At 59.0% G+C, this 17,914-nt stretch carries 15 protein-coding genes and 4 pseudogenes; 9 read left to right on the top strand and 10 right to left on the bottom strand.

Annotated elements, in window-relative coordinates; genetic code table 11:
• Positions 1-17: 17 nt before the first annotated feature.
• The 5 genes from BHMPCIPO_RS31380 to BHMPCIPO_RS31360 form a co-directional block, all read right to left on the bottom strand.
• Positions 18-335, bottom strand: a complete 318-nt coding sequence (locus tag BHMPCIPO_RS31380; protein WP_173520678.1) for a hypothetical protein — start codon at positions 333-335, stop codon at positions 18-20.
• Between the two features lie 118 nt (positions 336-453).
• A complete protein-coding gene (locus tag BHMPCIPO_RS31375) occupies positions 454-1,086 on the bottom strand; it encodes a plasmid pRiA4b ORF-3 family protein (RefSeq protein WP_173520709.1) in 633 nt (210 codons plus the stop codon).
• Between the two features lie 88 nt (positions 1,087-1,174).
• Positions 1,175-1,657, bottom strand: a complete 483-nt coding sequence (locus BHMPCIPO_RS31370) for a hypothetical protein (RefSeq protein ID WP_173520708.1) — start codon at positions 1,655-1,657, stop codon at positions 1,175-1,177.
• Positions 1,647-2,171: a hypothetical protein gene (locus BHMPCIPO_RS31365; RefSeq protein WP_173520707.1), complete on the bottom strand. Its 525-nt coding sequence runs from the start codon at positions 2,169-2,171 to the stop codon at positions 1,647-1,649. Before BHMPCIPO_RS31365 ends, BHMPCIPO_RS31370 begins: the two co-directional genes overlap by 11 nt.
• A gap of 8 nt (positions 2,172-2,179) precedes the next feature.
• Positions 2,180-3,271 carry a site-specific integrase gene (locus BHMPCIPO_RS31360; protein ID WP_173520677.1) on the bottom strand — a complete coding sequence of 364 codons (1,092 nt, stop codon included), beginning with the start codon at positions 3,269-3,271 and terminating at the stop codon, positions 2,180-2,182.
• A gap of 93 nt (positions 3,272-3,364) precedes the next feature.
• On the opposite strand from BHMPCIPO_RS31360, the gene BHMPCIPO_RS34015 reads away from it, so the two are divergent.
• Both BHMPCIPO_RS34015 and BHMPCIPO_RS34010 read left to right on the top strand, forming a co-directional pair.
• Complete coding sequence (locus BHMPCIPO_RS34015) at positions 3,365-3,661, top strand: transposase family protein (protein WP_446661678.1); 297 nt, start codon at positions 3,365-3,367, stop codon at positions 3,659-3,661.
• An 890-nt stretch (positions 3,662-4,551) separates the two neighbouring features.
• Positions 4,552-4,935 (top strand): transposase, encoded by a 384-nt coding sequence (locus tag BHMPCIPO_RS34010; protein WP_446661677.1) that lies wholly within the window; start codon positions 4,552-4,554, stop codon positions 4,933-4,935.
• A 359-nt stretch (positions 4,936-5,294) separates the two neighbouring features.
• On the opposite strand, the gene BHMPCIPO_RS31350 is transcribed toward BHMPCIPO_RS34010, so the two are convergent.
• Entirely contained in the window at positions 5,295-6,332 is a 1,038-nt protein-coding gene (locus tag BHMPCIPO_RS31350) for an IS110 family RNA-guided transposase (protein WP_173520834.1), read from the bottom strand.
• A gap of 552 nt (positions 6,333-6,884) precedes the next feature.
• Positions 6,885-7,013 (bottom strand): annotated as a pseudogene (locus tag BHMPCIPO_RS31345) (IS110 family transposase); the annotation flags it as partial.
• Between the two features lie 32 nt (positions 7,014-7,045).
• Between BHMPCIPO_RS31345 and BHMPCIPO_RS31340 the strand changes: the two are divergent.
• The 3 genes and pseudogenes from BHMPCIPO_RS31340 to BHMPCIPO_RS31330 form a co-directional block, all read left to right on the top strand.
• A pseudogene (locus tag BHMPCIPO_RS31340) lies at positions 7,046-7,748 on the top strand (IS6 family transposase).
• 625 nt (positions 7,749-8,373) lie between these two features.
• Positions 8,374-10,596 (top strand): FAD-dependent oxidoreductase, encoded by a 2,223-nt coding sequence (locus BHMPCIPO_RS31335; RefSeq protein ID WP_173520706.1) that lies wholly within the window; start codon positions 8,374-8,376, stop codon positions 10,594-10,596.
• 113 nt (positions 10,597-10,709) lie between these two features.
• Positions 10,710-11,181: pseudogene (locus tag BHMPCIPO_RS31330) on the top strand (helix-turn-helix domain-containing protein); the annotation flags it as partial.
• A 273-nt stretch (positions 11,182-11,454) separates the two neighbouring features.
• Here the strand turns inward: BHMPCIPO_RS31330 and BHMPCIPO_RS31325 are convergent.
• Entirely contained in the window at positions 11,455-12,501 is a 1,047-nt protein-coding gene (locus tag BHMPCIPO_RS31325; RefSeq protein ID WP_173520705.1) for an IS110 family RNA-guided transposase, read from the bottom strand.
• Positions 12,502-12,590: 89 nt separating this feature from the next.
• Positions 12,591-13,750, bottom strand: a protein-coding gene (locus tag BHMPCIPO_RS31320; protein WP_312033095.1) for an IS3 family transposase whose coding sequence is annotated in 2 segments (ribosomal slippage) — positions 12,591-13,531 and positions 13,531-13,750 — 1,161 coding nt in all. Because the reading frame shifts where the segments join, the coding sequence is not laid out codon by codon here.
• Between the two features lie 29 nt (positions 13,751-13,779).
• Between BHMPCIPO_RS31320 and tnpA the strand changes: the two are divergent.
• From tnpA to tnpC, 3 genes and pseudogenes are all read left to right on the top strand, one after another.
• A pseudogene (gene tnpA / locus BHMPCIPO_RS31315) lies at positions 13,780-14,103 on the top strand (IS66-like element accessory protein TnpA); the annotation flags it as partial.
• The gene (gene tnpB, locus BHMPCIPO_RS31310; protein ID WP_042779359.1) at positions 14,100-14,453 is read left to right on the top strand and encodes an IS66 family insertion sequence element accessory protein TnpB; all 354 of its coding nucleotides are present in this window, start codon (positions 14,100-14,102) and stop codon (positions 14,451-14,453) included. The pseudogene tnpA and the gene tnpB, both read left to right, overlap by 4 nt.
• Positions 14,454-14,498: 45 nt before the next feature.
• Complete coding sequence (gene tnpC / locus BHMPCIPO_RS31305) at positions 14,499-16,196, top strand: IS66 family transposase (RefSeq protein ID WP_173520702.1); 1,698 nt, start codon at positions 14,499-14,501, stop codon at positions 16,194-16,196.
• Here tnpC and BHMPCIPO_RS31300 read toward each other — a convergent pair.
• On the bottom strand, positions 16,177-16,410 hold the full coding sequence (locus tag BHMPCIPO_RS31300) for a DUF6429 family protein (protein WP_173514631.1): 234 nt from the start codon (positions 16,408-16,410) through the stop codon (positions 16,177-16,179). The two genes, tnpC and BHMPCIPO_RS31300, sit on opposite strands and share 20 nt — an antisense overlap.
• A 49-nt stretch (positions 16,411-16,459) precedes the next feature.
• Between BHMPCIPO_RS31300 and BHMPCIPO_RS31295 the strand changes: the two genes are divergently transcribed.
• A complete protein-coding gene (locus BHMPCIPO_RS31295) occupies positions 16,460-17,776 on the top strand; it encodes an amidase (protein ID WP_173520701.1) in 1,317 nt (438 codons plus the stop codon).
• Positions 17,777-17,914 lie beyond the last annotated feature (138 nt).

Here is a 17,914-nt window from a genome sequence, read left to right as displayed (position 1 = left end):
TTTTCCCTTTCGACGCATTAGACAGTGTCGATCGAAAAAACTTCCGAGTCACCTACAAGTATTGGTAGGCCGCATCCATTATCTTTCCGCGAGTGACGCTTCAGGGTGAGCGACAGCAAGCGGTTCACTTCGAACGCGATGTCGCGGATACGCCTGGAAAGGTGATCTACAACTTTGTCGTCCGGACTGATTGGAGCGTTGTTGCATACCGAAGCGAGCCGCAGGCGCTGACGCACCGTTGAAACCGAGACGAAGTAGCGCGCAGCGATTTCCTCCTCGGCGAGGCCCTGGAGGTGGAGGGTCTGAAATGCCCGGAACTGATCGAGCGGATGCATTTCTTAGGTTATGCGTCAAGTGTCCTTTTAGCTGGAAGATACTGATTGTGGGGACTTTTCAGCTCTGACCGGTATTTCGAGTGTATCTTTGGCTCCGCAACCCTCTTGGGGCCGTCAATCAGGCACTTTCGCGACGGAAGCGATAGTTGCCCTTTGATACGCGCATGGCCTTGGCAATCGCCTTATTGATGTCATCGAGATTGCAAGTTTCCGGATGGAACTTGCGGCCTACCCATCGCCGCATGGCTTTGTGCTCATCATGCTCAGGATCGAGCCAGGCGTCGAGAAAGTCGGCATAACCTGAAGCTCCTCCAACATCTTCTGGAGGCCCGGACCGTTTGCCGGCAATGCAGCGGGGATATTGCACACCTTCCTCGCGGGCGACGCGCTCCAGACGCAGCAGATGACGCCAATTATCGCCGAAGTCGTATTCGTAGAGGATCGTCAGAGCGCTTTCGTCGCGGTCGTACGGGAAGTGAAGGTCGATCATTCTGACCTCGGTCGCCTCAAAGATCCGGCTGTCGGACAGACCGTCCTCATCGAACTCCGGGGCGCCGTAGATCAGACCGCCGATGTTGAACTGATGCAGATGACTGTCGGTCCAGCCGAAGGCAGCCTGCAGCACTTCGTGGAGTTGGGCGAGGTTGAGAGTGATTGGCAGTTCGAGAGTGCGGCTGATCTCGGGATCGATGTCGAGGATATGAACCTCGGCGCGCACGATGAAGCTATCTGGGTCAAACGGGTCGAGCATATCGGGATCATGCCGGGCATAATGGTCGCACGCAATGGATGGGCCAGCAATTGTTGAGTGTGGCGACACAAAGTACTCGTGATCGCGATCAGGATTTTGGTCCGCGCGGGATGGGAACGGGTTTCATGCCGCGATCGCGTTCGGCAACAAGGCGGGCATTATGACGTTTCTGCCGCTCAACCTCCGTTTCGGCTTCGAGGATGCGCTTCAGCAGGACGGCATTTTCCGTCACCATACGCCGCTCCTCAATCTGCAAGACCTGGATCAGAGCGCGCTGCTGGGCGAGTTTGTCTTCCCAGGCTGCCAGCTTCTCGGGCACGATCTTGCGATCGCTAGCGCGACGCAATTCATCGATCATCGAGCGATGATCGGTGTAGATGGCATTGCGGCCGACACGCGCCTCCCGTGCGAGCGTGGCAATGGTCAGACGGTAGGATCGCTTTTGCAGGTCCGGGTGTATGGGCAGTCCCTTCACCAGGCGCTCCAGAGCCTCCCGCAGCTTGCGGTCGGTGTTGCTCAGGCGTTTTTCCTGCGGCGTCAGCGCCGGTGTTTTACTCAATTTACGCGCCATCGCGACCATCCTTTCCATGATCGAGTTCGCCAAGGATGCGATCGCATTCGGCGATCCGTGTTTCCGCAACCCTGCGGCTGACCGGATCCAGCCCGGGGTGAGCGAGAAGATCGGCATTGCGGTCGCGGCGCGCCTGCCAGACCGGTCGATGCCGGGCCGTGACTGCAAAGTTGGCGCAGGTGAGACACGTGCTTTCAGTCCGCAGCGCGGGGTTGGGTCCTTTCTCGTCGCCGAAGCAGGCAGCCGTTTCGACGCGGTAGACACAATAGCCCCAGTCGCAGACCCCGAGGCGGAGGTCAGTTTCTTCCATCAGGAAACGGACATAAGCCTGGACGGCGCCGTCGCGTGTGCGCCCGCGGAACTGCGAGCGAGCGGCGATCATGCGGCCGCCCTTGCCGGCGAGCGTCGTCGCCGTCAGTACCTCTTCCAGGGCGGCGCGGGTTTCCTCTTGTGTGTGCCGGTCGATCAGATCGTCGAGCGCGAAGTCGGTTCCGACATAGCCACGATCGGTCATGGCCCGGGTCACATGACCGAAGTGCGCCTGAAGCGCATGCGAGCCGGTGCGGTCGCGCATGCCGACAAGCGCGCGAAGGTCTTTCGGCCCTGATGGGTGTTCAGATGCCAGGGTTCCCCCTCGTGGTCCGGCAGGCCGATGAACGGCGCGAACAGATCGTTGAGCCGCCGTATGATGGTCGAGACGATCGGCAGGTTGATGCGGGCGGCCGGACCGACCAACCCCGTGCTGGCCATTACTAGGAACAGTTCGGATCGCCCGCTTTGCGCCCGCAGACGGGCGGTCAGTTGCTCGATGACCAAGACGGCCCGCTCGACGGGCGCCGAAGCAACCCAGCGATGGGCTTTCGCCATCGATGCCACGCGCCGTCTTGTAAATCGCCCGGCAAGGTAGGCGAAGCTCTCGCTGCCGTCGCCGGAGGAATGCTGTTCGATGCAGCCGACCTGAAGGCCAAGGATCTCCGAGACGCGGGCGCCGACCAGATAAGCGATCACGACAAAGCAGGCGTCGTAGATGCGATCTGCAAGATACCGCACCTGCTTAGTGCTGGTGACAGGCGCTTCATGCCATGGAGATTCCTCTCCGGACAGGGTCGAGAAGGTAAACTCCCTGATCGCGTCGGTCGCGACGAACCCGGCCTTCGTCTGGCTGATGCCCCTGGCAAGGGCATCGTCATACGCAACCTGCGCCTGCGTTTGCAAAGCGATGACTTCGTCCGCCGGCTGTTCGATCAGCCGCAAGGCCGCCGAGACCAATGGCACGGCGACCGCGTCCGGCGTATAGGGAAGCCAGCCTCGGTCACGCCGAACGAACGGCGGCACAGTCCCTGGGAATGGATCATCAATTGCCACTTCCGGGAACTTCGATCCTTGGAGATACAGAAGCGTCAGCAAATTTGCGTAGTGTTGCAGGGTCATGGCCGACAGCGCCTTGCCCGGCTTGCTGCCAGGACGCTGCGCCATCGCCGCCAAGAACCTATCGCTGCCATCGCGGTCGAGATCGGCGAAGCTGCGGTACCCTTGGGCCGCCATCCAGCGGATCAGCGTCCTCTGCATATTAAAGACGCGTGTCGCTTGGCACTTAATCGGGGTCATCCTCAATTTGTATGGTTCACTCCCCGTTAGACATGATGCCGCTATGGGCGGGCATGCAACCGAAAACGAAAATGGTCGCCCGGCCCAGGGGCAAAAGTTCTGGGTGTCGCGCTCACAAATGATGATGGTTGGGTTGTTTCCGCTGCCGGACCAGCCTTCGGCATTTGCCCTGATTGCGGACGGCGGACCCGAAATCGGCATGGCTGGTCCAACCGCAGCCTTCAAGATCTGCCGGTCCAGGGCAAGACCGTAACGGTGAAGCTTCGGTTGAGCCGCTGGCGGTGCGCGCATCAAAAATGTGAACGACAAACATTCACCGACCGACTGCCGACGATTGCTTCCCCTTATGCGCGCCGGACAAAGAGTCTCCGAAATTGTCGGTCTGCTCGGCCATAGCGCCGGCGGCCGTCCCGGCGAGCGCTTGATGCGACGGCTCGGCATGCCGGTCAGCGACGACACGGCAGCTGAAGCGGGATGCCGCGCTCAATCATTGCGACGCCGCGATCCGGGTCGTTGGCATAGATGATTGGAGCTGGCGGCGATCGTGGCCCTACGGCACGGTGATCGTCGACCTGGAGCGCCGTTTGATTGTCGACATACTTGGCGACCGGAGCGTTGCGAGTGTTGCGCGATGGCTGGAGCGGCACCTTCTGTCGAGATCGTGAGCCGACACCGATGCGGGCTGTACGCACAAGCTGGCTCGCGAGGGTGCGCCGCAAGCGCGTCAAGTCGCTGATCGGTTCATCTCATGCAGAATTTGCGGGTCGCAATTGAGGAGCAGATTCCGGCCGCGCCACTGGACGAGCATTGCTGCCGGGTAAAAGTATCGGGAGCGCGCAAATCGTTCTAATTCAGGATCCGCACGTTAACGCAACGCACCGCCGCCGGCGTCACGCTCATCAACAATCACGGCAGGTGGTGTTCGATACGTGCATGCTTTGAATGAGGAAGGTCTGTCCTATTCGGAGATCGCACGTCGCACCGGCTAAGGCCGGCGCAGCATCGCGAAATGGCTGACTTTCGACACGCCACCCGACCGACAGAAGGCGGCGTTGAAGCCTACATCCCCCTTGTATTTCGAGGCGTTTCTTGCCCAGTGCTGGAGAGATGGCAATCGCTGTGGACGGCATCTGTTCTACGATATCAAACAGCGCGGCTACACGGGCAGTTTCTCGAATCTCGAGCGGCTTCTCGCAAGCTGGCATCAACCAGGCCGCGATGCTGTCCCGATACGCGATCCGGAGACCGGCGCTGTGATCTCGCCGATAGTCGCAGCTGCCCTCTGCATGAAGCCGCGAAGCATGCTGACGATCAGCCAGGCGAGAAGGGTCGATGCCTTGAAACAGGGCTCGCCTGAGTTCACTTCAATGCGCAGCCTTGCTATGCGCTTCCGCGGCATCTTTCGCAGCCGCGATCCGGGCAAGCTCGACAGCTGGATTGACGATGCCGTTAACTCCGGTCTGGTCGCAATTGCGCGGTTCGCACGCGTCCTGCACCGCGATCTTGACGCCGTCTACAACGCCATCGAACTGCCGTGGAGTAACAGCCAGGCGGAAGGCCAAATCAACCGCCTGAAGACAATCAAGCGTACGATGTATGGCAGAGCTGGACCGGAGCTGCTCAGGGCACGCATGCTGCCTCTCGACCAAAATCGCCACCACACAAAGTGAGGAAGACCCTTTAATTACGAGACAGCTGCATGAGTGATTTCCATGAGTTGGCGTGACACTTAATTTGATGGGGTTGTCTTCTCTATTCGGCGTGGTGAGGTCAAGCACCTTCTGACTGTCCGTAGCTATGGTGATTGATGTCTTCGCAGTATCGCGCTTCTCTCCGGGATCGGCCTGCGTGGCCCTCCCATTATGGGACCAGAAGAATGAGGCGGAACAATCTAATCGGCGACCTGATCGCAATAAACGACCGTACCAAGACAACACGCGAACTCACCCCATCCGTCGTCCTGCGAAGGACATCTTTCCACCGGCGGCGGAATCTTGTCTCCTTTTGTTCTTGTCACCTTGGTTGCTAATTACGCGGCAACAGGCAAGCTCTCCCGTGTCCAACAGAATTCGGTTCCGTCACTCCACATGCGATGCATGATCACAGCAAGCCGTCGGGCCAAGGCTACAACCGCCTTTTGCCTGCCGCGGCGTTTGGCGATATTCATCGCCCAGGCTTTTAGCCACGACCATTTCTTAACGTTTACCAGCAGGACTTGCGCGGCTTCGTACAGCAGGGATCGCATCATTGCGTCACCGCAACAGGATACTCGCCCGACCCGTTTGCTTTCACCAGACTCGTTCAGTTTCGGCGTCAGCCCGAGCACAGAACCCACCGCCTTTGAATGTGGAAACCGCCCAGGAATGTCGATGGTTGCCGTATAGGTGAGAGCGACAACGGGCCCGACACCGGGGATCGTCGTCAACCGGCGGCAGACTTCATCCTCACGGACCAAATCCAAAACCTTCTTGTGCAGCTTGGTGAACTCTTCGCGCAGCAGTTTGCGTGCAGCTAATAAAGGCTGCATGATTTCACGAAGATCAGGCCTGTCTTCGACCAGCTCATTGATTCGCTCATCGAATTTGACCTTGCCGACCAATCCGACTTTCAGTCCGAAGTTGCGCAACAATCCGCGAATGTCATTCGCGATGGCGATGGCTTTTTCCTGCAGGAGTTTGCGCGCGGTCAGCAATGCCCGGTGCTTCTGGCTCGTCAGTGTCTTCACATGCACAGGCCGGTAGAGATTGACGCGCATCATCTGGGCTATGCCACGCGCATCGTTGCGGTCCGTCTTATTCGGTTGGGCTTTCAAAAATGCCTTGGCATGCCTGGTCTCGATGCAGATCACCGGCAATCCTGCCTTGGCAAGTCCTTCATAAAGCCATTGCGACAGTGGCCCGGCTTCAAGACCGATCCGCTCGATTTGCCACTTCGGATCCTTGATCACCGAGATCAAATCCTCAGGGTGACTGGCAACTTTCACCTCTCGGCAAATTTTGCCTGTGTCATCAACAATGCAGACCGCGGTCTCTTTCACCGACACATCCAGTGCACAATAGTGTTTCATGCTGCGCTTCTCCCTTTGATGTTTGAGGCTGTTGAAAGACATGACCTCGTTTTACCATCAGCCAGAAGCGCAGCACCGCAATCCACCATGGTCAACGCTGAGACGCAAAGCCGAATATCCCATCTAATCGCAGCCGTGGGGTCAAGTATCTTGATATGAGACGCGTGTGCCGGGTTACAAGTTGTCTTCGCGGTCGGCAGAGGCCGCCGCATCATGGCCTTCGTTGGAAGAGCCTTCAATGTGGACGACGCACTCGGCTGGGCAGCGGTGCAATCCCATCAACGGAATGGCTCAGCCTACGTCCCGGCAGGGACGTCTCAGGCGCTAATCGCAGCCGTGGGGTCAAGTATCTTGATATGAGACGCGTGTGCCGGGTTACAAGTTGTCTTCGCGGTCGGCAGAGGCCGCCGCATCATGGCCTTCGTTGGAAGAGCCTTCAATGTGGACGACGCACTCGGCTGGGCAGCGGTGCAATCCCATCAACGGAATGGCTCAGCCTACGTCCCGGCAGGGACGTCTCAGGCGCTCAGATACTGAACGCTATCCACCAGCTCATGCCGCGGCTCCTGCATTCGGATCGAAGAGCTCGCCGGTCTTGAGCATCGCATGCATGATCACGGCCAGTTTGCGCGCGACAGCGACGGCGGCTCGTTTGAAGCCGAGCGGCATCGTCAACTTAACGAAGCATGGACTTCAATATGGGATGCTCGGCCATGACTGACCGAGATCCACTTTACCGCCGCCATCGTTTTCCCGCCGAAATCATCGCCCATGCCGTGTGGCTGTATTTCCGGTTTCCGCTCAGCCTGCGGATGGTCGAGGACATGCTGGCGGCGCGAGGGATCATCGTTGCGCATCAAACGGTCCGGCTGTGGGCAGAAAAATTCGGCCGCACCTTCGCCAATCAGATCCGTCAACGTTCGTGCGGCCAGCTCGGCGATAAATGGCATCTCGACGAGGCCGTCATTTCGATCCGAGGCGAGAAGCATTGGCTGTGGCGCGCCGTTGATCAGTACGGATTTGTGCTGGAGGTTCTGGTGCAAAGCCGCCGCAATGCCAAGGCAGCCAAACGCCTGATGCGCAAGCTGCTGAAGGGCCAAGGCCGTGCGCCACGCGTGATGGTTACCGACAAGCTCCGATCCTATGATGCCGCGAAACGAGAGATCATGCCCGGCGTCGAGCATCGATCCCACAAGGGCCTCAACAACCGGGCGGAGAACTCCCATCAGCCAACACGACGACGAGAGCGGATCATGAAGCGCTTCAAGTCACGGCGACAGTTGCAGCGCTTCGTCTCCATTCACGATCCGGTTGCCAACCTCTTCCACATCCCCCGCCACGACTATTTCCGCCAGCCACTATCGCGAACTGCGCGCCGCCGCCATGAGTATGTGGGCGGAAATCGCGCGGATATAATCGGAAAGCCGAGCAAGAAGGCACCCCATCGCCTAACGGACGTTAAGTTTACAGTGCCCACCGAGCGCTCCCCGCGGTCATCATCCCACGCTTACCTTTAACGTGCTATAGACACGGTTTATCGGTACCGTTTTTTTTAAAGCTACCAACGCCGCTGTTAACATGTTTATGTGCCCCGAAAGCAGGACAAGCCGGAAACAAGCTGACTTGTTGAGCAAGCGGAGATACCGATGAGTGAGCTGGCCGATCTTATCGCTCGCAAGGCTATATTTCCGGTATTTGCGTGCCGCCATTCACGGGCGGGAGGGTTTGCCTACGTGAAGCCGTGCCTCGACATCTGGCGCTCCCATAGGGCTGGACTCAAGGCGAGGCGGGACGCCTATCGGCAAGGACAGCACCTGATCTCCGCCTGCACCGCATGGACACCAACGCTGCTGCGGCGCAGAGACACGAACAGTGTGGCCCTAAACGATAGGCAGACGTGAGGCGGTCAGCAAATGCTCTCTCGGCTCCGCGCCCTGAAATGTCTCAGCCGCAGGCCGGCTCGATCGTTTTCGGCCTGTAGGGCATGCCCTTTTGCGGTCGGACGCGACAGCACTTATCATTAGAAAGGTGAGCAAATAACATGACAGCGATCGGCACTGTCGAAGCCCTCTGGCGATACCCTATAAGCTCCGTTGGCGGTGAGAAGCTGGATCAGCTCACTTTCGACCGAACAGGCGTTACCCTCGATCGGGCCTTTGGCCTGTTTGACGCCACAACCGGCGAGATCGTCTTCCCTTCACGGCAGAGACACTGGAACGCCGCCACATTGATCGATGCGCGACTGGATGAAAGCGGATCGCCCTGGCTGACGTCAGACGGAGTCAACTGGCTCCGCTATGACGACCCGCGCCTTCCAGAATCACTTGAACCGCTCTTCGGCAGAGCCGTGGCTCCACGGCGCTACGGGGAAGAATTCAAGGGCAAGGCCGCCGAGCCTCGATACGATCGCAGTCCTATCCATCTGCTCAGCTTGCAATCCATGAACACGCTTCAGGAGATGCTGCCGGACAGCATCATTGACGTTCGCCGCTTCCGCCCGAACGTCGTGGTTGACCTTCACGGCTTGAAGGGCCGCGATCTTCCCGAACTGGCTCTCTTGGGACAGGAATTCAGCATAGGCGGGCTTCGCCTCAGGGGAACGCTCGACTGCGGACGGTGCAGTTTCACGACCCTTAAACAGATTGGCCTACCCGAGGACAGGGCAATCCTTCGCGCGCTGATAAGTCGCTTCGATAAGAATTTCGGCATCTACTGCGAAGTGCTGAACGAAGCGGAGATACGAATTGGTGACAGTTTAATCGGCGACATTCCGCATATCGCCGCTAAACATCGGATCGTTATAGCGGGCGGCGGCCAAGCTGGCGGTACTGCTGCAAGAGCGCTGCGGGAGCTGGGCTTTGACGGCGAGATCACTATCCTCAGCGATGAGCGGCATGCGCCCTATGAGCGACCGCCTCTCTCAAAGCGATTTGAGAGCGGCCCTTTGAAGTTGACCAGTGTCCTGTCCGGAGAGCAGTCGGACGATCTGCGGATCGGTTTGCATCTCGATGAGCCGGTCATCGCCATTGATCGTGAGAGACGCTCCGTTACCACCTCAACCGGCGCGAGGCATGGCTACGATCACCTGATCCTCGCGACAGGCGGAACCGCCCGGCGTCTGCCGCTCGTTAATCGCGGTCATGGCCGCGTTCACACCATCCGCAACGCCGCTGATGCAGAGAACCTAGGGAGAGCTTTTGCTTCGGCGCACAGAATCTTCGTCGTTGGCGGCGGATGGCTCGGTTTGGAAGTCGCTGCCGCCGCCCGTTCCGCTTCAATTGAGGTTGATCTGTTCGTGAGGCAGGACCGGCTGCTATCGCGCGTCCTACCGAGGGCGGTGGCTGATTTTGTCGCTGATGCCCATGTTCAGAGTTGGGTGAGAATTCATTTCGGCACCGAGCCCCGGCTTGTGGAGAGAGCCGACCGGGTCGAGGCCGTCGTGAATGGCGAGACTTTGACCGCGGACCTCCTCGTCGTCGCAATCGGCATAAGTCCAAACGATCACTTGGCACGCCAAGCGGGCTTGGATTGCCGAGAAGGAATTCTCACTGATCTGAACGGGGCGACCAGCGATCCCCATATCTTCGCCATCGGGGATGTCTCATGCCAAGGAGCGGGATCAACTGGTCAGCGAATTGAAAGCTGGCAAAACGAAAACGAACAGGCATATCGGGCCGCACGCGCTATTTTGGCGATTGAACAAACGGAGCCGCCGGTTCCCACTTTCTGGTCTGATCAGTTCGACATGTCGATCCAGGTCGCCGGTACCCCAAACCCGTCAGCAGATGCGGAGAGCAGCGACGGAGATGCACATCCATTCTGGAACTTCGGAAGCTTCGCCGTCGGCATAAATAGGCAGCGTGATATTCATCGCTTCGCGTCACAGCTCGCTGCCACCACTGTGCAGACCGGTCCTGTTGCCGTTGTCGACACTCCTGCGCGGGAGATGGTGGACAGGAAAATCGGAAAATCGGCCCTTGTAGGTGAAGGCGTGCTTGTCGCCGTTACCGTCGAGGGGGTCGGCGATCTGGTGGTCACCAGGAAGGACGGGAGGTACTTCGCGCTTAAGAACAAGTGCCCCCACGCCGAGGTCGCTCTGTCCGAAGGTTTCATCGAGGGAGACAGGATCGTGTGCCCTGCTCACTTCGCGGAGTTCGACATGGCGACCGGATCAGTGTCCGGGGGACCCAAGGGCTGCCCCAATACAATGAGTTATGCAGTAGCTCTGGTCGACGGCGAGCTTTTCGTTCGTGTTCCAGCTTAAGGTGTCAATGCGCTTGTCGCACTAGAGCGGAACCCGACCTGATTGAATCGTTTTGGCTATGCAAATCAGTTTTGGTCTGATTCATAGACGTCCGCCGTGTGGAGGCGGCGGACTTGTCGAAGGCTTTATCGATGGATTTGCGGGTTCGGGTTCTGGCGGCGGTCGGCCAGGGCCTGTCGCACCGAGCTGCAGCGGAACGTTTTGGTGTGAGCGCTGCCAGTATCAGCCGCTGGCGCAGTCGTGAGCGTGAACAGGGCGACGCCCGGCCCAAGGCGCTTGGCGGCGATCGTCGCTCGGGTCGGATCGATGCACATATGAGTGTTATCGTCGAAGCCTTGGGCAGGACGCTACCTTGGAAGAGGTACGCCGCAGTCTGGCGGATCGGGGTCTCTTCTTCGGCTTCGGGACGATCCAGCGTTTCTTCAAGCGGCACAACATCACGCGCAAAAAAGAGTGCGCATGCCTCGGAGCAAAACCGGCCTGACATCCTGAAGCGGCGGCAAGACTGGTTCGACGGCCAACTTGACCTTGATCCGGAACGTCTCGTTTTTATCGATGAGACCTGGGCTTCCACTGACCTTGCCCCCATATGTGGAACGGCCCGCGTGGCAAGAGCTTTTTCAGTCGATTTACACGTTGGAACGGTGCGGTCATATGTCCGGCCTTTACGCGCAGCCCATGGCCGCTGGCCTTGATGAGATCCGCGAAACGAGGAGCTAAATCAAGTTTACGCGCTTGTGCACATTGGGGGCAGTAGCTTACTCGCGTCGGGATTATGTCCCATGGGTTCATCGCCTGTTATTGCACCTTGCCCTCTGCCAGCCTGCGCCGGTCAGATCGTTTTGAGGGGCACAGCGTTCATCCAACGGCGACCGCTGTAATCGCCAGTGGATCGGCACGCCGATAGGTTCCGCCCCGATTCAGAAGCGCCCAGATGATCCGCGCCGTCTTGTTGGCCTGCGCGACCGCTGCAACCTTGAAGGGCCTTCTGGCGAGAAGCGCCCTCAACCACGGCCGCGTCCGACTGTCGTTTCGGGCAACCCGCAAGACGGCGGTTGCCCCGACGACGAGGAGCGCGCGGAGTTCCGGATTTCCCATCTTCGATATTCGTCCCAGCCTCTCCTTACCTCCGCTTGAATGAGGCCGTGGTGTCAATCCGAGCCAGGCGGCAAAGTGGCGCGCCGACTTGAACCCGCCGGGATCCGATACAAGCGCCTTGATGGTCGCTGCCGTAATGGCGCCTACGCCAGGAATCGTGGTCAACCGACGCATGTCCTCGTCGCGCTTGGCCTCCACGAGAATTGCGCGCTCGAGCCTGCCGATCTGGTCGGCTGAAGCTTCGATCACATCGGCAATAGCCATCAGAGCGAAGCGTGCTGCTGCGGGTAGACGAGTATCTGTCTCATCCCGCACGATCGAAAGCAGCGCCTCAACCTTTGCCACGCCGGTGGTGGCGATGATGCCCAATTCGGCCAGATGCGCGCGCAGGGCGTTGACCGCCTGGGTTCGCTGCCGCACCAGAAGAGCGCGGGTCTTCAGCACCATCGCGGCGGCCTGCTGCTCGGCCGTTTTGATCGGGACGAAGCGCATGGTCTTTCGGACTACCGCTTCGCTGATGGCCTCCGCGTCAGCCGCATCCGTTTTACCTCGCTTGACGAAGGGTTTCACATAGGCTGGCGGAATCAGCCGCACTTCGTGACCGAGAGCGGTGATCTCGCGCGCCCAATAGTGGGCGCTACCGCATGCTTCCATCCCCACCAGGCATGGTGGCAGCTTCTCGAAGAAACGCATAACTTCACTGCGCCGCAGTTTTCGGTTGAATACGGGCAAGCCCTCCGCAGCTGCGCCGTGAACCTGGAAAACGTGCTTGGCCAGATCCAACCCAATGGTGATAACCTGTTTCACGGAACGGTCCCTCCTTTGTGGCGTTCGAACAACGACCACGTTCTAGCACTTTGATGCTGTTGGAGCGGGCCGTTCCACCACATCAAGTTTTATCCAGTTTTGAGTTCGCTCCAGCGGTTTTTGGTTGCTGTATTTGGGGCGGTAGCGGCGGGTTGCGGTGCGGAGCCATTTCGGCTGCGCAGCACCGCATCACGTCGCGGGCTGATGGTCTGAGCGAACTCGGCAGGTGTCAGCCAGCCGAGGCCAGAATGTGGTCGGTGATCGTTGTAATCGCTGCGCCAGTTTAAAAGCGCTGATCGGGCATGGGTCAGTGACGAGAAGAGAGTCTCATTCAAGAACTCGTCTCGCAGACGCCCATTGAAGCTTTCGATGAAGGCGTTTTGGATCGGTTTGCCCGGCGCGATGTAGTGCCACTCCACCTTGGCTCGGTCCGTCCATTGCAGGATCGCGTTGCTCGTGAATTCGCTGCCGTTGTCGCTGACAATCATCTTCGGTTTGCCGCGCTCCTCGACGATCCGATCCAGCTCACGGGCAACCCTCAGACCGGAAAGCGATGTATCGGCGACGAGGCCCAGGCATTCCCTGGTGCAATCGTCGACGACCGTCAGAATCCGGAACCTGCGTCCATCGGTGAGTTGATCCGACACGAAGTCGAGCGACCAACGATCATTGGCTGCCATCGGGATCAGCATCGGTGCTCGTGTGCCTATTGCTCGCTTCCGGCCGCCGCGTTTGCGCACGGTGAGCTTCTCCTCCCGATAGAGCCGGAAGAGCTTCTTGTGGTTCACAAGCCGCCCCTCGCGCCTGAGCAGCACATGAATGCGTCGATAGCCGAAGCGACGGCGTTCATGGGCTAACGTTTTCATGCGCTCGCGAAGATCATGATCATCGTCGCGTCTGGTTTCATAACGGATCGTCATCCGGCAAAAGCCGCTGGCTTTACACGCCCGCCGTTCGCTCATCCCATGTTGGCTCATCAGATGCGCGACAGCGTTCCGCTGGGCTGCGGGCGTCACCACTTCTTTCCCAAAAGGTCTTTCAAAGCGGCATTGTCGAGCATCGCATCCGCAAGGAGCCGCTTCAGCTTCGCGTTTTCATCCTCAAGCGTCTTCAGCCGTTTGGCTTCGGACACGTCCATGCCGCCGAACTTGGCTTTCCACTTGTAGATGCTGGCGTCGCTGACGCCGTGCTTGCGGCAAAGCTCCGAGACCGGCGTGCCCGCCTCGTGCTCCTTCAATATGCCGATGATCTGTTCGTCTGTGAAGTCGTCGTTTTAGCAAAGAGATGAAGCTCCAGATTGTCGCGGAGAGTTATTCGGAACCTGGCTTGTGTGCGACGACGGCGCGGCGACACGGAATATCGCGCTCGCAGTTATATGAATGGCGCCGGCTCGCGCGAGCGTGGCAACTGGATGCTGCGTCGCCTGTCGGCGGCTTTGTCCCGGCGCTGCTTGCTCCAGAGGTAAAGCCGGCAGCAGGGTCGTTGCCGACCGCCGGCCGTATGGAGGTTGTCAGCGCCAATGGTCGTCGTGTGATCGTGGACCGCGATGTCGACGTTGAAGCGCTGCTTCGGGTCTTGCGTGGACTGGAGGCGCTGCGATGAATCCGTTTCCGATGGGAACAGGGGTCAAGGTCTGGCTTTCGACGGGCTATACGGACATGCGCTGTGGCTTTCCCTCCCTGGCGCTTCGGGTGCAGGAGGTTCTGCAGCATGATCCGTTGTCAGGGCATCTCTTCGTCTTCAGGGGGCGCAGATCGGATATTTTGAAGATCATCTGGCATGATGGTCTGGGCGCCTGCCTTTTTACCCGGCGGCTGGAGAAGGGCCGGTTTATCTGGCCGAATATGGAGGGCGGTGCGGTCGCGATCTCACCGGCGCAATTGTCGTATTTGTTGTCCGGGATCGACTGGCGCAATCCGCAGGAAACCTGGCGTCCGACACGGGTCGGATAGCATTATTACATTGAAAATATTGAGTGAATCTGATCGAATGGCTTCATGACCTCGAAGCCTGTGGATCTTCCTGCGGACCTTGCGAGCGCCTATCTGGCGCTGCTTTCCGAGCGTGAGATGTTGCAGGCTGAACGTGATGTCGTTGTTGCCGAGCGCGATACCGTCGTCGCCGAACGGGACATTGCGGTGGCGCAAGCCGCCAATGCGCAGGCCATGCTGTCGGACAGTGAGGCCTTGATTGCCAGTCTGGAACTGGCGATCGAAAAGCTGAAGCGCGAACTGCGCGGCCGGCGATCCGAGCGCACGGCGCGCCTGATCGACCAGATGGAATTGCAGCTCGAAGAACTGGTGATGGCGGCGACGGAGGATGAAGCCGCAGCGCAGGCGGCTGCCGCCAAGACGAGCGTGCGTTCGTTCACGCGCAAACGGCCGCTGCGAAAGCCGTGGCCGGAGGATATCGAGCGCGAGCGCGTGGTGATCGATCCCCCCGTCACCTGTGCCTGCTGCGGTGGGTCGCGCCTGTCGAAACTGGGCGAGGACGTCACCGAGACGCTCGAGGAGGTTCCGCGCCGGTTCAAGGTGATCGAGACGGTGCGGGAGAAATTTACCTGCCGCGACTGCGAGGCGATCAGCCAGTCGCCGGCGCCGTTCCATGCGACGCCGCGCGGCTTCATCGGTCCTCATCTGCTGGCGACGATCCTGTTCGATAAGTTTGGCATGCATAGCCCTCTCAACCGTCAGAGCACCCGGTTCAAATGCGAGGGCATTGAGCTTTCGACCTCGACGCTGGCCGACCAGGTCGGGTATGGAACGGCCGCGCTCCTGCCGATCTTTGAACTGATCGAGGCGCATGTCTTCGCGGCCGAGCGGCTTTTTGGCGACGACACCACCATTCCCATCCAGGCCAAAGACAAATGCACGACCGGGCGAATATGGACCTACGTGCGCGATGACCGGTCCTACGGCGGCGCGGCAGCGCCGGCGGCGATATACTATGCGTCGAGCGATCGCCGCGGCGAGCACCCGCAGAAGCACCTGGCCGAGTATGGCGGCATTCTGCAGAGTGATTGTTACAATGGCTTCGAGCCGCTTAGTGTCGCCGAAAAGAAAGCGGTACCGATCACCTTCGCCTTTTGTCATGCGCACGCGCGGCGCAAATTCTTTGAACTGGCCGACATCCAGAAAAATGCCCGCGACCACAACCGCAAGGGCAAGCCGATCTCGCCGATCGCCCTGGAGGCCGTCCAACGGTACGACGCGCTGTTTGAGATCGAGCGCGACATCAATGGATTGAGCGCCGCAGAACGGTTGGCCGCGCGGCAGGAAAAGAGCAAGCCGCTGTTCGATGACATGCACGCGTGGCTGAAAGGGGAGCGCGCCACGCTCAGCAAATCGTCCGAGGTGATCGAGCCGATCGATTACATGCTGAAGCGCTGGGATGGTTTTGCCCGTTTCCTGGAAGATGGCCGGATTTGTCTCACGAACAATGCGGCCGAGCGCGCGCTGAGAGGAATTGCACTCGGGCGCCGCAACTGGACCTTCGCCGGTTCCCAGCGTGGGGCCGATCGTGCCGCCATCATGCTCTCCGTCATCACGACTTGCCGCCTCAACGACGTCGACCCAAAGGCATGGCTCGCCGATGTGTTCGCCCGCATCGCCGATCTTCCCGTCTCCCGCCTGCACGAACTGTTGCCTTGGCAATGGAAGGCGCACCAAGGGACGGCTATTGCGGCGGCCGCGTAAACAGCTCCCGGAACAATGCTTGCGAACGTTCCAGGCCTTCATCGGTCAGGATCAATGACTTCGACTTGTTGACTGGGTCGCCGATCAAGCCCTTCTTGTGAAGCCGATCCGTCGTTGCCCAGTCGAAGCCCTTCCAGGCACAACGCTCGTTGTGCAGCGTCAGCCATAACAGCGCCAAAACGGCATCGTCGATCTTGTCCTCATCGATCTCCATGAGCCGACATTACCACGCGCGGCGCCCAAAATCCCGCGGCCCTGCTCGGATGGATACTATTGTCTCGTTGCGGGAGTACGACGAACTAATCGCCGAAGCGCGGAAAGCTGATCAAATTGCGTCGAGTGATCAAGCGTTGGGCCCGCTGCATGGCTTTCCGATCGCAATTAAAGACACTGCCGAAACAAAGGGTATTCGAACCACATTTGGCTCACCAATGTATGCTGACTACGTTCCGGAAAATGATGCCATTTTCGTAGAGCGGATCAAGCGGTCAGGCGCGATCATAATCGGCAAAACTAACATTCCGGAATTCGCACTGGGATCACACACTTTCAACCGTGTCTTTGGCGTTACCCGAAACGCGTACGACCACTCCAAAACAGCCGGAGGCAGCAGCGGCGGAGCTGCGGTGGCACTAGCAGCCCGCCTGCAGGTCGTCGCCGACGGCAGCGATCATGGCGGCTCTCTGCGCAATCCTGCCGCATTCAACAATGTTTTTGCTCTTCGCCCATCGATTGGCCGAATTCCGGTAGAGGATGTCAATCCTTTCATTCCCAGCATGACCGTGACCGGGCCAATGGCTAGGAGTGTCGAAGACTTGGCCCTGCTGCTTTCGGTCATGTCAGGATATGATAGTCGAGCGCCCCTCTCCATAGAGGAAGACCCAACACGGTTTGTCGCGAGTCTGGATCGCGACTTCCACGGCATCAGGATCGCATGGCTAGGCGACCTCGGAGGTCATTTGCCGATCGACCGGGAGGTCTTGCGGTTGTGCGAAATTTCGTTGCAGGTTTTCAGGGACCTTGGATGCACCGTCGAAGCCGCGTTTCCATCTTTCGCGTATGAGGGTCTGTGGCAAAATTGGGTTTCACTCCGCTCATGGGGCGTCGCCGACTGGCTGAAAGAACACTATCTGGACGATGCAAGACGGGAGTTGCTCAAGCCCGAGGCCATATGGGAGATTGAACGCGGCATGTCTGTGACGACCGATGAACTTCAAAGGGCGTATGCAGGGCGCGGGGACTGGTACAGAACCCTACGGACCTTTATGGAAGTTTATGACTATGTTCTCTTGCCTTCTGCTCAGACATTCCCGTTTGCATCGGGCATCCGTTGGCCAAGCGAAATCAACGGCATGTTAATGGACAGCTATCATCGCTGGATGGAAGTCGTCGTCCCCATCACAATGTCTGGCTGTCCTGCCCTGAACGTCCCGGTAGGCTTCAGTGATTCGGGCCTTCCCATGGGGATGCAGATTGTCGGACGTAATCACCAGGAGTTCGGTTGCCTGCAATTGGCAGCGGCTTATGATCGCGAAACAAGATGGGTACAGCGCTTTCCTCCTCGGCCAGCCGGACAATAGGCGACTGTCGGCCTGCCGATCGGTCTTTATCATAATCGCTCCGCTTACCTGACGTTCTGATGTCCTTGCTAAGGCGAGTGGTCAAGATCTGCGTTACAGGGCCTGACATTTTCGTGTCCTCGCGTTTGAGCTCGACGT

It is taken from the genome of Ensifer sesbaniae, from assembly GCF_013283665.1.
Taxonomy (GTDB): domain Bacteria; phylum Pseudomonadota; class Alphaproteobacteria; order Rhizobiales; family Rhizobiaceae; genus Ensifer; species Ensifer sesbaniae.
This window is presented reverse-complemented; position numbering and strand designations above follow the sequence as displayed.

Coding starts and splice junctions, on each gene's coding strand:
- BHMPCIPO_RS31295 (WP_173520701.1), top strand. CDS start 16,460: ATGGATACTATTGTCTCGTTGCGGGAGTACGACGAACTAATCGCCGAA.
- BHMPCIPO_RS34010 (WP_446661677.1), top strand. CDS start 4,552: ATGAAGCCGCGAAGCATGCTGACGATCAGCCAGGCGAGAAGGGTCGAT.
- BHMPCIPO_RS31375 (WP_173520709.1), bottom strand. CDS start 1,086: ATGCTCGACCCGTTTGACCCAGATAGCTTCATCGTGCGCGCCGAGGTT.
- BHMPCIPO_RS31370 (WP_173520708.1), bottom strand. CDS start 1,657: ATGGCGCGTAAATTGAGTAAAACACCGGCGCTGACGCCGCAGGAAAAA.
- BHMPCIPO_RS31365 (WP_173520707.1), bottom strand. CDS start 2,171: ATGACCGATCGTGGCTATGTCGGAACCGACTTCGCGCTCGACGATCTG.
- tnpB (WP_042779359.1), top strand. CDS start 14,100: ATGAATCCGTTTCCGATGGGAACAGGGGTCAAGGTCTGGCTTTCGACG.
- BHMPCIPO_RS31300 (WP_173514631.1), bottom strand. CDS start 16,410: ATGGAGATCGATGAGGACAAGATCGACGATGCCGTTTTGGCGCTGTTA.
- BHMPCIPO_RS31350 (WP_173520834.1), bottom strand. CDS start 6,332: ATGAAACACTATTGTGCACTGGATGTGTCGGTGAAAGAGACCGCGGTC.
- BHMPCIPO_RS31380 (WP_173520678.1), bottom strand. CDS start 335: ATGCATCCGCTCGATCAGTTCCGGGCATTTCAGACCCTCCACCTCCAG.
- BHMPCIPO_RS31335 (WP_173520706.1), top strand. CDS start 8,374: ATGACAGCGATCGGCACTGTCGAAGCCCTCTGGCGATACCCTATAAGC.
- tnpC (WP_173520702.1), top strand. CDS start 14,499: ATGACCTCGAAGCCTGTGGATCTTCCTGCGGACCTTGCGAGCGCCTAT.